This is a genomic window from Hoyosella subflava DQS3-9A1 (assembly GCF_000214175.1).
GTDB lineage: Bacteria > Actinomycetota > Actinomycetes > Mycobacteriales > Mycobacteriaceae > Hoyosella > Hoyosella subflava.
The window spans coordinates 3,437,245-3,451,245 of sequence record NC_015564.1; the positions used below are offsets into that span (position 1 = coordinate 3,437,245).

Annotated in this window: 12 protein-coding genes; 2 read left to right on the top strand and 10 right to left on the bottom strand. The window is 63.3% G+C overall.

Annotated elements, in window-relative coordinates; genetic code table 11:
- Positions 1 to 3: 3 nt before the first annotated feature.
- From AS9A_RS16125 to AS9A_RS16145, 5 genes are all read right to left on the bottom strand, one after another.
- Entirely contained in the window at positions 4 to 1,413 is a 1,410-nt protein-coding gene (locus AS9A_RS16125) for an acyl-CoA synthetase (RefSeq protein ID WP_013808152.1), read from the bottom strand.
- A 30-nt stretch (positions 1,414 to 1,443) separates the two neighbouring features.
- Positions 1,444 to 1,809 (bottom strand): hypothetical protein, encoded by a 366-nt coding sequence (locus tag AS9A_RS16130; RefSeq protein ID WP_013808153.1) that lies wholly within the window; start codon positions 1,807 to 1,809, stop codon positions 1,444 to 1,446.
- Positions 1,810 to 1,922: 113 nt separating this feature from the next.
- Positions 1,923 to 3,026: a succinyldiaminopimelate transaminase gene (dapC, locus tag AS9A_RS16135; protein WP_013808154.1), complete on the bottom strand. Its 1,104-nt coding sequence runs from the start codon at positions 3,024 to 3,026 to the stop codon at positions 1,923 to 1,925.
- Between the two features lies 1 nt (position 3,027).
- On the bottom strand, positions 3,028 to 3,351 hold the full coding sequence (gene fdxA / locus AS9A_RS16140) for a ferredoxin (protein WP_013808155.1): 324 nt from the start codon (positions 3,349 to 3,351) through the stop codon (positions 3,028 to 3,030).
- A gap of 219 nt (positions 3,352 to 3,570) precedes the next feature.
- Positions 3,571 to 6,141 (bottom strand): bifunctional FO biosynthesis protein CofGH, encoded by a 2,571-nt coding sequence (locus tag AS9A_RS16145; protein ID WP_049793761.1) that lies wholly within the window; start codon positions 6,139 to 6,141, stop codon positions 3,571 to 3,573.
- A gap of 165 nt (positions 6,142 to 6,306) precedes the next feature.
- Here AS9A_RS16145 and AS9A_RS16150 point away from each other — a divergent pair, with 165 nt between their 5' ends.
- Both AS9A_RS16150 and AS9A_RS16155 read left to right on the top strand, forming a co-directional pair.
- Positions 6,307 to 6,786, top strand: coding sequence for a PH domain-containing protein (locus AS9A_RS16150; RefSeq protein ID WP_049793928.1), 480 nt, complete (start codon positions 6,307 to 6,309; stop codon positions 6,784 to 6,786).
- Positions 6,783 to 8,420, top strand: coding sequence for a PH domain-containing protein (locus AS9A_RS16155; protein WP_013808159.1), 1,638 nt, complete (start codon positions 6,783 to 6,785; stop codon positions 8,418 to 8,420). Before AS9A_RS16150 ends, AS9A_RS16155 begins: the two co-directional genes overlap by 4 nt.
- Here the strand turns inward: AS9A_RS16155 and AS9A_RS16160 are convergent.
- The 5 genes from AS9A_RS16160 to typA all read right to left on the bottom strand — a co-directional run bounded on the left by AS9A_RS16160 (position 8,417) and on the right by typA (position 13,992).
- The gene (locus AS9A_RS16160) at positions 8,417 to 8,875 is read right to left on the bottom strand and encodes a hypothetical protein (RefSeq protein WP_013808160.1); all 459 of its coding nucleotides are present in this window, start codon (positions 8,873 to 8,875) and stop codon (positions 8,417 to 8,419) included. The genes AS9A_RS16155 and AS9A_RS16160 overlap by 4 nt on opposite strands.
- 106 nt (positions 8,876 to 8,981) lie before the next feature.
- On the bottom strand, positions 8,982 to 9,119 hold the full coding sequence (locus tag AS9A_RS24370) for a hypothetical protein (protein WP_013808161.1): 138 nt from the start codon (positions 9,117 to 9,119) through the stop codon (positions 8,982 to 8,984).
- Between the two features lie 50 nt (positions 9,120 to 9,169).
- Entirely contained in the window at positions 9,170 to 10,057 is an 888-nt protein-coding gene (mshB, locus tag AS9A_RS16165; RefSeq protein ID WP_041451153.1) for an N-acetyl-1-D-myo-inositol-2-amino-2-deoxy-alpha-D-glucopyranoside deacetylase, read from the bottom strand.
- A complete protein-coding gene (locus AS9A_RS16170) occupies positions 10,054 to 11,826 on the bottom strand; it encodes an ABC transporter family substrate-binding protein (protein ID WP_041451154.1) in 1,773 nt (590 codons plus the stop codon). The genes mshB and AS9A_RS16170 overlap by 4 nt, the downstream gene beginning before the upstream one ends.
- A gap of 156 nt (positions 11,827 to 11,982) precedes the next feature.
- Positions 11,983 to 13,992, bottom strand: a complete 2,010-nt coding sequence (typA, locus tag AS9A_RS16175) for a translational GTPase TypA (protein ID WP_083826574.1) — start codon at positions 13,990 to 13,992, stop codon at positions 11,983 to 11,985.
- Between the last annotated feature and the right edge of the window lie 9 nt (positions 13,993 to 14,001).

The following is a 14,001-nucleotide window of genomic DNA, read 5'->3' on the forward strand; positions in this document are numbered from 1 at the left end:
AAGCTAGCTGAGCTGCCTCTTCTGCACCTTGCCCATCGCGTTGCGGGGTAACGCGTCGACGACTCGGACTTCCCTGGGCCGCTTGTGCGCTGACAAGTACTTCGCCACGAACTCGATGACGGCGGCACCATCGTCGGACCTGTCGAGATCGCCCACAACGTACGCAACTAACTTCTGCCCGAGATCGTCATCAGCCACGCCGATGACCGCGGCCTCAGTGATTCCTGGATGAGCCAGCAACGCGGATTCCACCTCCCCTGCGCCTATCCGGTAGCCGCCTGATTTGATCAGGTCCGTGGACTCTCGCCCCACTATCCGGTGGAATCCGCTCTCGTCGATCGCGGCGATATCGCCCGTCCGGAACCACCCGTCCTCAGCGAAAGCAGCCGCAGTTACCTCCGGCTGACCGGTGTAGCCGCTAAACATCATGGGGCCGCGCACGTGCAACTGTCCGATGGACTCCCCATCATGGCTGACTTCACCGCCATCTTCGCCGACAATCCGCGTGTTCACTCCCCGCAGGGGCCGTCCAACCCAGCCTGGACGACGCTCACCGTCAGCGCGCGCGCTCACTGTGATCAGCGTCTCGGTCATCCCGTATCGCTCCACAAGTTGATGCCCGCTCAACGACTTCATACTCTCAAATACTGGTGCTGACAGACCGGCGCTGCCTGACACGAGGAGGCGGGCTCCAGAAAGCTGTTTGGCCGCTGAGGGATCCGCCGCAATCCGGGACCACACAGTTGGCACACCGAAGTACAGGGAGCCTTTCGCGCTCGCGTAGCTCTCAGGCGAGGGCTTACCGGTGTGGACCAAGCGGGAGCCCGTACGAAGCGGGCCAAGCATACCCAGAACCAGCCCATGCACATGAAACAGCGGCAAACCGTGTACGAGAGTGTCTTCCGCGGTCCACGCCCAGGCTTCAGCAAGTGCGTCGAGACCTGCTGCGATGGCACCTCGGCTGATCACCGCTCCCTTTGGCGGTCCGGTCGTTCCGGAGGTGTACATGATGAAGGCCGGAGTGTCCCGGGGCGGCTCGAGCAGTTGATGCCAGTCGCGCGCATGAATGCGCACGGGGATTGCGTGTAGTTTCGGTATACCGGGCAGGTCCGGTGCGGAACCGAGCCATGCCTGCGCACCGGAGTCACGAAGAATGTGGCTTACTTCTCCTGGGCCGGAATCCGGCGGTACAGGTACAACGGGCACGCCAGCAAGGAGTGCTCCGGTCACAGAGACAACGGTCTTCGCCGTGGGAGTGGCCAGGACCGCCACAGCCGCCGCTCCCTGGACACGAGCCGCAGCAGCCGTCGCTGCACCAATCAGCTCCTGCCGAGTGAGAGACTCACCGCCGATCGTGAAAGCAGGCGAAGTGTCATCACTGATGGCCGCGTCGTGCAGTGAGGTAAGAAGCACACCGCCAGCATAACGGGGTGGTGAGAGCTACTACAGCTCGCTCAGCCGTCTAGGGGGCTCGATTCCCAATGCTGCGCAGGCCATCTCAACCTGTTCGAAGCCTTCAGAGATGACCTCGCCTGCCGCGTCGGCGGCCTCGGGGGTGGTCGCCACATCGAGCATTACCCGAGCGCTGTCTAGGAGGTCCTTCGCGCGACCGAGGTGTTCGCTGGCAATAGGATCATCTTCCGCACGAATCGTGTCAACAGCGAATGCGAGCTGCAGGTACGCGCCCCGCGCCTTCGCCTTTGACTCATCGGCCAGGCGGGTCGTCTCCATGTTCTTGAGCAGTTTTCGCCCAGCACCGAACGCGGCAACACCCACCCCGATAGCAATGGGGATCAGTGGCAATGCCATCTCGCTCTCCTCTCGACACCAAACGGTACCGCGAAGGCGGACAACATGCACCCTGCCTGCGGAAACGAAACGGTATCAGTGGTTACCGTGCCGTAAATCGGACCGGTCGGGAATCATGCAGCCAATCGCTTCGCGGCCGCCTCGATGCGTTCATCGGTTGCCGTGAGCGCGATCCGGACGTGCTTAGCACCGCGCGGACCGTAGAAGTGACCTGGTGCCACGAGAATTCCCCGCTGGGCCAGCCACGCGACAGTGTCGGACGCTTGTTCACCACGAGTTGCCCACAAGTACAGCCCAGCCTCAGAATGGTCGATACGGAAGCCGGCCGCTTCGACAGCGCTACGCAAGACGTCACGCCGATGCCGGTACCGCTTCTTCTGTTCGGCTTCGTGCTGGTCGCTCGACAGGGCCGCCGCTGCAGCAGCCTGGATCGGCAGGGGCACCATCATGCCTGCGTGCTTACGCACTTCGAGGAGGTCACCGATCAGTTCGGAATCCCCAGTTACAAACCCCGCACGGTAGCTCGCCAGGTTCGAGGTCTTAGACAGCGAATGCACAGCGAGCAGCCCATCGAACACGCCATCGCACACGCGCGGGTCCAGCAGCGACACCGGATCGGTGTCCCACCCGAGGCCGAGGTAGCACTCATCGGAGACCACAATCACGCCACGCTCCCGCGCCCACTCGACGACCTTGCGCAGGTGCTCAACCCCCAGCACGCGCCCAGTGGGGTTGGACGGGGAATTGAGATAGATCATCTCCACTCGTTGCGGACCGAGCGCGAAAACACCATCCGAGCGGATCACCTCAGCACCCGCGAGCAGCGCCCCGACTTCGTAGGTCGGATAGGCGAACTCTGGAATGACCACTGTGTCGCCCGGCCCGAGCGCGAGAAGCCGGGGCAGCCAGGCGATCAGTTCTTTCGTGCCTATCGCGGGGAGCACCGCGGCTTCGTCGATACCAGTCACTCCGTAGCGGCGGTGGAGCGCGTCCGCAGCCGCCGTCCGTAAAGCCAGGGTGCCGTGCGTTGTCGGGTAGCCAGGCTGGTCAGCGACCGACAACAGCGCCTCACGAATGTGGGGCGCTACAGGATCAACCGGAGTACCAACCGACAGGTCGACGATGCCATCTGGATGTGCTTGGGCCCGGATCTTGGCCTCGAGGAGTGAATCCCAGGGGAAGTCGGGAAGTGTGCGCGCGACCGGAGTGCGGTGCACGTCACTCCTCGTTCATCGGCGGGAGCTCTTTGATGAACGGTGGATCGAACGGCTTCTGGCCCACCTTCGCTGCGCCACCGGGCGAACCGAGCTCATCGAAGAAGTCCACGTTGGCCGCCACGTAGGCGTCCCATTCGTCGGGAACGTCATCCTCATAGAAGATCGCTTCGACCGGACAGACAGGTTCGCACGCGCCGCAGTCCACACACTCGTCGGGGTGGATGTAGAGCATCCGCTCCCCTTCGTAGATGCAGTCGACAGGGCATTCTTCAATGCATGCCTTGTCCAGCACATCGACACACGGCTCTGCGATGACGTACGTCACAGCAGCTCTCCTGTCCTTCTCACCAGGCCCTCGCGATCTGGCCACCTGTCGGCTAACACGAACCGCGGGCTGTGCGGCACGTGGTGTTGTCTTCACTTCAGCGTCTGAAGTGCGTCTCGCTCAAGCTCGATCGTCGCGATCGCCCCCTCATTGCTGAAGCAGACCCAAGCCTACCGTCGTGCCTCTGGGAGCCCATAATCTGGGCGCCGATAAGGGTGGTCACCTCACCGCAATAGTCGCTGTACCGGCCGGAGCGACTCCGTCGTAGGTTGTCGTACGCTGGCGGGCGGTTCGGCCGATCCCCTCCGCGATGTCCCTCAGTTCACCGATCGTTTTCGCGGAGCCATGCTGGGAACCGGCCATCCGCGAGATCGTCTCTTCCATCAACGTGCCACCCAAGTCGTTTGCGCCGCCCTGCAGCATCACACGAGTGCCGGCCACGCCGAGCTTCACCCAGCTCGTCTGAATATTGGCGATACGCCCGTGCAGCATGATCCTAGCCAGCGCATGCACAGCGCGGTTGTCGCGGATCGTCGGTCCCGGCCGCGCGGCACCCGCGAGGTACAGCGGGGAACTCTGATGGACAAACGGAAGCGGGACAAACTCGGTGAAGCCGCCCGTTTCATCCTGAATACGCTGCAACACCCGCAAGTGCCCTACCCAGTGGCGCGGCTGATCGACATGGCCGTACATCATTGTCGAACTTGAGCGCAGGCCCACCTGGTGGGCGGTGGTGACCACGTCGATCCAAGTGCTTGCGGGCAGCTTGCCTTTGGTGAGAATCCAGCGGATTTCGTCGTCGAGAATCTCCGCGGCGGTGCCGGGAATCGTGTCGAGACCTGCCTGTCGCAGACCACCCAGCCACTCCCGGATACTGACGCCCGACCGAGATGCGCCGTTGACCACTTCCATCGGGCTGAAAGCGTGCACATGCATAGAGGGCACACGCGCTTTCACGGCTCGCACGAGGTCCGCATAGCCGGTGACAGGAAGCTCCGGATCGATGCCGCCCTGCATACACACCTCGGTAGCACCCGCGACGTGCGCTTCCCAGGCGCGGTCCCCCACGTCATCTGCTGACAAGGTAAATGCGTCCGCGTCACCTTTGCGCTGCGCAAAAGCGCAGAAACGGCAACCGGTATAACAAATGTTCGTGAAGTTGATGTTGCGGTTGACGACGTAGGTGACGTCGTCGCCGACAACGTCACGACGAATGCTGTCGGCGAGCCCCGCCAGTGCATCCAGGGCCGGCCCCTCAGCGCTAGCGAGCGCGACGTAATCCGCATCCGAAAGTCCAGCGGGGTCGGTTTCCGCCCGGCGAAGCGGTCCAGCCACCTCACGTTCCATCCGCTCTGGCACCCGCGACGCTAACGCCTGTTCGCGGATTGAATCCCAGTCGCCAAATGCGCTGGCAAGATCGCTGCGGTGTTCCGACGCACGGCCTGAGATGTCGATCTCCTCGTGAAGGCCAGTGCGGCCGCGCGATTCCCACGCGGGGTCCGGCTCCTGCCAGGGCAGGCCGGACGGGTGAACGTCACGTGCGAGCCCTGTTGCGGGGTCCGCGAGCGCGCTGACATGACGGGCGACGCGCGGATCAATCCACGGACTGCCCTGACGTACGAACGGTGCGTGGGCTGTGAGCCTCTCGGTGAGTGTGTATCCCGCGGCCGAGGTCAACTCGGCGAGAACGTCAAGCTGAGGCCATGGCCGTTCCGGGTTCACGTGGTCGGGCGTCAATGGTGACACGCCACCCCAGTCGTCAACTCCTGCGGAGACTAGAGCATGACACTCTTCCGGCGAGACAAGATTCGGCGGAGCCTGCACCCGCATTGCAGGTCCCAGAACCAAGCGGCTCACGGCTATAGCGGCGATGAACTCCTCAATATCCACGTCGGGAACGGCGCGCATCACGGTGTCAGGCTTCGCGCGGAAGTTCTGAACAATGACTTCCTGAATGTGGCCAAACTGCTTATTTACCTGGCGAATTGCGAAAATCGACTCAGCACGCTCCTCCACCGTCTCGCCGATTCCCACCAGAATTCCCGTGGTGAACGGGACGGAGTGACGACCCGCGTCTGTCAGCACTCGTAATCGCACGTCAGGGTCTTTGTCCGGACTCCCATAGTGGCACTCGCCAGGAGTCTCGAAAAGTCGGCGCGAACTGGTCTCCAGCATCATGCCCATCGAAGGCGACACCGGCTTGAGAGCCGCGATCTCGTCCCACGACATCACACCAGGGTTCGCGTGCGGCAGCAGCCCTGTTTCTTCGAGAACGCGAATCGCCATCGCCCGCACGTATTCGAGGGTGGAATGATAGCCACGCGACTCAAGCCACTCCCGCGCCTCGGGCCACCTGTCTTCGGGACGGTCCCCGAGCGTGAACAGCGCTTCTTTGCAGCCGAGTTGTGCGCCTTGGCGAGCAATCTCGATGACCTCGTCGGGATCAAGGAACAGTGAGTGCCCCGCGGCCCGTAACTTGCCCGGAACGGTGACGAAAGTGCAGTAGTGACACCGATCACGGCACAGGCGCGTCAGTGGGATGAATACTTTCCTCGAGTAGGTGATCGGCAGCGGCCCGTCGCCGCCATACGCCTCTCGCAGCCCCGCGTCACGCACATTCGCCGCCGCCTGACACAGCGCCGTGAGATCTTCACCCCGCATCCGCAGGGCTACGGCCGCCTCGTCGTGGTTGAAGGTCACCCCGTCACGTGCACGCCGCAGTACCCGACGAACAGCGGAGGGTGAGGGCAGGTCCGGCATGGGAAACGTCACCCCTCGATCATGCTCCATACGTGGGGCTGCGACCAGCGGCCAGCGGCCGCGAACCCGTAGAGTTGAAATGACAAGCGATGGATTTGAGCACGTCAACGTCAATACGACGGGCAATCCAGGCCGTCAAAATTGTCGGCGAGGAAGTGAGTGACTGTGTCGCTGCAGCAGCAGGGAAGCGTACGAATGGCTGATCCAGCCTGGCGTCCGAGTAAAAAAGCGCCCCTGCTGTGGGCCTTCAACGCGGCGCTGGGCTGGGTATTCGTCCTGATTGCTCAGTTCATCTGGGCGCTGGCGGATAGCGACCCGACAAGCTGGCCGCACATCGCCGCTCTCACTGCCACACTGGTTCTCGCACCGATGCACATCATCGGTGTCCCCATCTGGCGGTATCACGTCCACCGTTGGGAGATCAGTGACGAAGCCGTCTACACGAGGCAGGGCTGGTTTGTTCAGGAACGGCGCATCGCACCGATTTCGCGTGTGCAGACGGTGGACACCACACGCGGGCCGATCGACCGGCTCCTCGGCCTCGCCACAGTGACAGTTACCACGGCGTCATCAGCAGGCGCTGTGACGATCACGGCGCTCGATGAGGAAATCGCCGATCGGACGGTTCGGGACCTGACCGAGATCGCGGCGCGCACACGGGGGGATGCGACGTGAGCAGCCCACATCTGGGGCGCCACGATGAGCCACGTGACGTGTGGGCACCCCCCGCCGACGTGAACGGCGAACCTCCTGCCCAGCCAGTGTCTGGGGCGGAAAAGACCACGCCAGCAGATGAGGCTGTGCCCTGGAAGCAACTCGATCCCAGAATGCTTCTGGTCAAGCCCATCACGCAGGGAGTGCGCGCGCTGCCAGCGATTATCGTCCCCCTGTTCGTCGGCGCCCAAACCGGCAACCCAACATGGATCCTGGTTGGCGCTGCCGCATTCGTCTACGTCGCTGGCATCGACTGGCTCATGACGCGTTACCGGGTGGGCCCCGTTCATGTACAACTGAAAACCGGATTGATCAGCCGCAACGTGCTTTCGATCCCGCGCTCACGCATCCGCTCCGTCGATGTCCGCGCCACCGTGATGCACCGGCTGCTGAGGCTCGCCGTCCTGAGAATCGGCACTGGGCAGGGTTCGGGAGCAGGTACTTCCAGCTTCGAACTCGATGCGATCGCAGCAAGCGACGTCGACGCATTGCGCGAACAATTGCTCGCTGGCGTACGGGGTGATGAGGCGCAGATCGAGGGCGCTCCGCAAGAGCCCGGAGAGTCACCGGACACCAGTCACGACGGTCTGCCCACTCTCCGCGATCCGGGTCCGGAGCTCGCGCACTGGTCCCCAAAATGGACGTGGTACGCACCATTTGGATTCACCGGTGTGCTGATCATCCTTGCTGGCCTGGGTCTGATCTTCCAGTCAGGCGCGGTCTACGAGCGGCTGCTCAACTCAGATTTCATCACCGAGAGCGCCAACACGGTAAGGGATCTGAATCCGATCCTGGCGGGCACGGTGGCCGTGGTTCTGCTGATTGTGCTTGCAAGCCTGATCGCTATGACCCGCTACTTTCTGACTTACTCGGGGTTCACACTCCACGATGACGGACGGACTTTGCGCGTCCGGCACGGGCTGCTCAATACGCGTGAAAGCACGCTCGATCGCCGGCGCCTCCGCGGCGTCACGGTAGAGAATCCGATACTGCTGCGCTTCGTCGGCGGTGCGCGGGCGCGGGCAATCATGACCGGGCTCCGCGATGGCTCCGGGGAGTCGTCACTGATCCTTCCCGACGCGCCGCGCCGGCGTGCCCTGGAGGTCTTCGGGGCCGTGCTGCACGACGACGCGCTCGCCCAGGTGCCGTTGCGTCGGCACGGACCGAAAGCTCTCCAGCGCAGGCTTTTCCGTGCCCTTGCGCTACCTGTCGTGGCCATCGCGGCGCTTCTCGTCGTCAATGCCGCCTTCGTTAGTCTGCCGCGCTGGGTGTGGTTCCTCGCAGCGGCTGTCTTCGTTCTCTCCGCGCTCCTGGGAATCGACCGGTACCGCGGGCTAGGCCACGCTACTGTTCCTGGCTGGCTGATTTGTCAGAGCGGATCGCTTATCCGCGCGCGCGATTGTGTTGCAGCGCAAGGCATTATCGGCTGGACCGTAACGCAGACGTTCTTTCAGCGCCGCGCCGGTCTCGCAACCGTCACCGCGGCGACGCCTGCGGGCAGCGGCGGCTACTTCGTGGAGGATATGCCCGCAAAGGACGCATGGGACCTGATCGAGGCGGTAACGCCGGGTATGAGCCGCACCTTCCAGCACTAGGAGGTGCGGGTTTTCGCGCCTAAAGGTGCCTGCGGCGGGTCGCGCTGCACCACATCACGAAAGAGCCAGAATCCGACGGGAACCAATCCGCCGACAACGAGGAACAAGCCGCGAGCGTCGGCTGCCGGAACCACGATGTCGCCACCAGGCCCGCCCGCGAATGCGAGGAGGACCGCCACCACCCAGCCGACAACGGGCAATGCCGCGAGCGAACGGCGGAACCCGAGCCTGCGCGCAGCCTCCACCAGCAGAATGTTGCCGATCGCCGCTAAGAATACAGAGAACGGGAAGGGCACGCCGCCGAGGTAACTGGGCAGGTAAAAGACTGAGACAAGTCCGAGAACGAACCCGTCTACGCACAGGAGCCCGAGGATGATGTAGTCAATTCTGGCGAGATCAGCTGGGTTTCCTAGCGGCAGGCGAGCAGCGCGTGCAGCATCCGCTACCCCCCGCACGCTAAGCGTCCTGAGCTGAGGAGATCTACGACCGGGCTCGGTATCGGCGAGAGTTCGGTTCACAGCATCGTCCCGGCCGTCACTGGGTTTCCGGCTCGATTGAGCTTCATCCAACCGGCGGGTATCCCATCTGCGTCAAGTACTCGCTCACAGAGTCGACCCACGCGTAAATCGCATCCCAGTACGCTGCGGCGATATCCGCTTCGTAACGAACCGGATCCATGATCCAGGCGATGATGTCCATACTTACCAACCTCCCACGATGTTATGCACAGCGTAGCGCCTGATTCACCGTCACAGTCCGGCGAACAGGTCAGTTTCATCCCCGCCGCCGCCGGGCGGCGCGGGGGCGGCTTGTGAACTCACTCTGACCAGCACAAACTGCTCCTCGGCCAGTATCGGCTGGACGATACTGTTGGACAACGCGTAACACTGGCCGTCCCGGCTCACCGATACCTGCGTCGCATGCGCGCGCATAGCGCTGCGTTTCTCCTCCAGTACGCAGGTGACGTCGATCCTTGTTGTGATCGCCCCGTCTGGGTATCTGCCCAGTCCGCTTTCCGGGGAGTCGTCCCAGCCCGCTGGGATGTCGCGAAGAGCTTCGGTGGCTGTCCGTGCGAATTCCCTGCCGACGACTGCCCAGTACAGCTTGGGGACATCCCATTCCGTCGCGGCCGCGTGGTCAATCGCCGCGTGAGTGACAGCGTGTACCCGAATGTGGTCGGGGTGCCCATATGTCCCGTCAGGGTCGTATGTGACCACAACATGGGGCCTGAACGCACAGATCAGTTCAGAGAGGGTGGCCGCCACACGAGCGATGTCGGCATTCACGAAGGCGCGGGGATTCTTGCTCGACGGCATGTCGGCCATCCCTGAATCCCTGAACCTCCCAGCGCCGCCCAGAAAAGTCGGTCTCACGGTGGGGCCAGGTGCCGCCGCGCTCAGCGCTTCAAGAGCCCGTGTCAGTTCAAGGATGCGGTAGCCACCTAGCTGATCGGCTTCGCCGGAACAGAGCAACGCGTACTCGTCGCCGATCACCTCACCCTCCTCACCGAGGGTGCAGGTCACCACCTGCACCTCTGCGCCCTCACGAAGGCAGCGCGCAATCGTTCCCCCGGTAATCAGAGTCTCGTCATCGGGATGCGCATGTACGAACATCACACGCCGCGTCTCTATGCTCATTCGGGAAGCCTGACCCATTCAGAAGCGGAAGTGAACACCCCGACAGGCACCGGCACATCGAGTTGGACTCCCGCCACCGAATCGGTTACCGCGAGTAGGGTGACGTCCTGCAAGATCGGCAGGACCGCGCCAAGCTGCCACAGTTGAGATTCAATGCCTGGCAAAACATCACGGATATCCTGACGACCGGTAAGGACTGAATCAATGAGGCCGGCGAGCTCTGGGACACAGGCACCCGAGAGGTTGCTCGGCGCGCGCGCCACGTCCCGCGAGGACGTACGGTCGTCACTTTCAGCTGGATCGTTGGATTCCTGGCCGTCAAGGCTGGGCGCTTCATCGGCTGGCGCGGGTGGCGGGCAGGCCCACCTAGACGCTAGGACTGTCGCCGGATCGTATCCCGCCTGCACCCAGCCCACAACGGCGTCAACCTCACCGCCGCTGAGCGCTTCGCCATATAGCCGAGCCGGTGCCATTTGGGTCACGCGCGGCCGCACACCGACCTGCCGGAGCTGGTCGGCAGCCGTATTGGCAACCGCACGTGCTGCTTCATCACCGGACGGTACGCCGATAACGATCGTCAGCGCAGGCCCGGTAGGGATGCCGCCTTCGCGGAGAACCCCGTCGACCATCTCGTACCCAGCACTGTTCAGCGCGATGAGCGCGTCTTCATACCTCCACCGCGCCGGCGCGGTGGAGACGTATGCGGGCGAGGAGGGCGGCAGGATTTGCGCCTGATCCGGTGCGACCGTCGCCGCTCCGCCTCCGCCAACTGTGGCGAGCACATCCGGATCGAGAAAACTGAGGAGCGCGGTGCGAACATCGGCGCTGTCTAACGGCGTGACGCGGGTATTCAGGACGAGTTGCAGCGACCGGGTCTGGTAGCTGCGAGCAGTCTCAAGGCCGGCAATCGCGGAAAGCTGTGCCTGGAGTGCGCCGCCGCCATGCACGTCGGCGATCTGTGCGTCTTGGCTGCGCAGGGTGTCGGCGATCTGTGCCGAGGTTCCACCGCGCCGCAAGTGAATCTGGTCGAGTTGCGCAGGAACACCCCAGAACCGGTCGTTGCGCTCTAATCGGATGTCGTCGCGTCCTCGATCGACTCGGTCAATGTGGAAGCGTGACCCAGACACCGGGATGGTATCGGTGAGGCCTGCGTCAAAACCACCCGGCGAATCCTTGATCAGATGCGCTGGCAGCAGGTACGTGAATAGTTCGCGCCAAGCAGGGTACGGCTCCGTGAAGCGGACGTTTACCGTTTTTCCGCCGGAAGACGAGGTGATCGACTCGATCAGGTCGTATCCGGCGGGGTCGACGACACCCGGCTGGGTGGTCATCTGGCGCCATAGATACTGAAAGTCCTCCGCGGCAATGGGTGCTGCATCGGACCATTGCGCCTCGTTGCGGAGGACGTATTCAACCGTGAATGGCAATTCGCCAGTCTCGTCGTCGATCACATCGGCTGAGACGATCAGCGACGGATCCGGCTCCCACGCCACTCCACCGGCCACTGCGGGATCATGTACCGGCCGGAATGGACTCGGTAGCACCAAGTCGGCGACTGCACGGCTCACCGGCGAAAGGTGTGAAAGCAGATGCGGATTGAACCCGAGGCCAATGTCGTCGATAGCCACGACAACCTCGTTTGTCATCTCGGCCGGGGGCGCCGCCGTGGGAGTGACAGTGCCCGTACTCTCGATTGGCGGCGGCGGACTCGCGGTACAACTCGTGATCGCGAGCACCACCGCAGCACTACCGGCAGCAAGAACCGGCATATACCTGTCACGCTGCGGCGCCCCACCCGCCTTCCGGGGTTTTCGCACTGAACCTCCCCTGCCCCCTGCACGTCTCCTTGCAATCGTGCCATGCGTCGCATGGAGCGGCACGCAACCCGGCAACCTCACTGCGTGCAGCGTGGCGCGGGGCGTGAATCAGGTGACGGCGTTGTCGCGGGCCTTCGCGCGAGAGCGTTCACGAGCGCGTTCTGTGCCACCGAGGACGACCTTGCGCACCCGGACCACATCAGGTCCGACTTCGACACACTCGTCACCGGCACAGAACTCGAGGGCTCCCTCAAGGTCAAGCCTCGTGGCACGCTGCAAACGCTCGAGTTCGTCTCCAGTCGACGAACGCATGTTGGTGAGCTTCTTTTCCTTGGTGATGTTCACATCGAGATCTTCGGCGCGTGGATTCTCGCCGATAACCATGCCTTCATAGCAGGCGTCGCCAGGCTCGACGAAGAAGGTGCCACGGTCCTGTAGCTGAAGCAACGCGTAGGATGTCACGGCGCCCGCTCGGTCTGAGACGAGCGAACCGGTGTGGCGGCTGCGGATTTCACCCGCCCACGGCGCGTATCCAGATGAATGGCTGTTCGCTATTCCCGTACCCCGCGTTTCGGTGAGGAACGCGGTACGGAATCCGATAAGGCCACGTGCTGGCACGATGAATTCCATTCGCACCCAGCCTTGACCGTGGTTGGTCATGTGCTCCATGCGACCCTTGCGCGCGGCCATCAACTGGGTGATCGCACCGAGATACTCTTCGGGCGCGTCAGTGGTCAGGGCCTCGTACGGCTCGTGCAGTTTGCCGTCGACAACGCGCGTGACGACCTGCGGCTTTCCGACCGTCATCTCGTACCCCTCGCGGCGCATCGTTTCGACGAGGATGGCGAGAGCGAGTTCTCCCCGGCCCTGCACCTCCCACGTGTCGGGACGCTCCGTCGGGAGGACACGCAGCGACACGTTGCCTATTAGCTCCTGGTCGAGGCGCGCTTTCAGCATGCGGGCGGTCAGTTTCGTACCGCCATTGCGGCCCGACAACGGGGAGGTATTGGTACCCATTGTCACCGAGATCGCAGGTTCGTCGACCGTGATACGCGGAAGCGCCACCGGATTGTCCGGTGCAGCGAGCGTATCGCCGATCATGATGTCTTCGATGCCGGCGACGGCGACGACGTCGCCCGCCTCGGCCACCTCGGCGGGCACGCGGGTCACGCCTTCGGTTCGCAGCAGTTCCGTCAGCCGCACCTGCTTGACGTCACCGTTTCCGCGCAGCCAGGCGACGGTCTGGCCTTTGCGCATGCGGCCGTTGTGGATACGGACAAGCGCGATGCGGCCCAGGAATGAGGACGCGTCGAGGTTGGTGACGTGCGCCTGCAGCGGAGCCTCAGGATCCGCCTGCGGCGCGGGAACGTAGTCAAGGAGGAGGTCGAACAGCGGCTGGATATCCGGTGAATCCGGTTCCTCACCGTCCGCGGGAGCAGTCATGCTTGCCTTGCCACTGCGTGCGCACGCGTACACCACGGGAAGCTCAAGCGCGTGCTCAGCCGCAGCTGCAGCTTGCTCATTCTCGAGGTCGCTGGCGAGATCGAGCAGGAGATCGTGGACCTCGTCGACGACCTCAGCGATGCGCGCGTCAGGACGGTCAGTTTTGTTCACCACGAGGATGACGGGGAGTGCCGCTTCGAGGGCCTTCCGCAACACGAATCGAGTCTGGGGCAGGGGCCCTTCACTCGCATCGACGAGCAGCACGACCGCGTCCACCATCGAGAGCCCGCGTTCGACCTCACCGCCGAAATCCGCGTGGCCGGGAGTGTCGATGACGTTGATGACGACCTCAGAGCCGTCGGGGTTAGTCCGGCGAACCGCAGTGTTCTTCGCGAGAATGGTGATGCCCTTCTCGCGCTCCAGATCGCCCGAGTCCATGACTCGTTCCACGAGCTCGGCGCGCTCAGCGAAAGCGCCTGACTGGCGCAGCATCGCGTCGACCAGTGTCGTCTTGCCATGGTCGACGTGGGCGACGATAGCGATGTTCCGGAAGGCGGCGTTGCGGAAATCCGCACTAGACGACGACACAAAAGCTCCTGTACGTGGTGGGCTGGCCTGTCCCGGCAGTACGAGCGTCGGGACCACCGACACGTCCCGGAACGACGCGAGAGTCATAAACCAAGC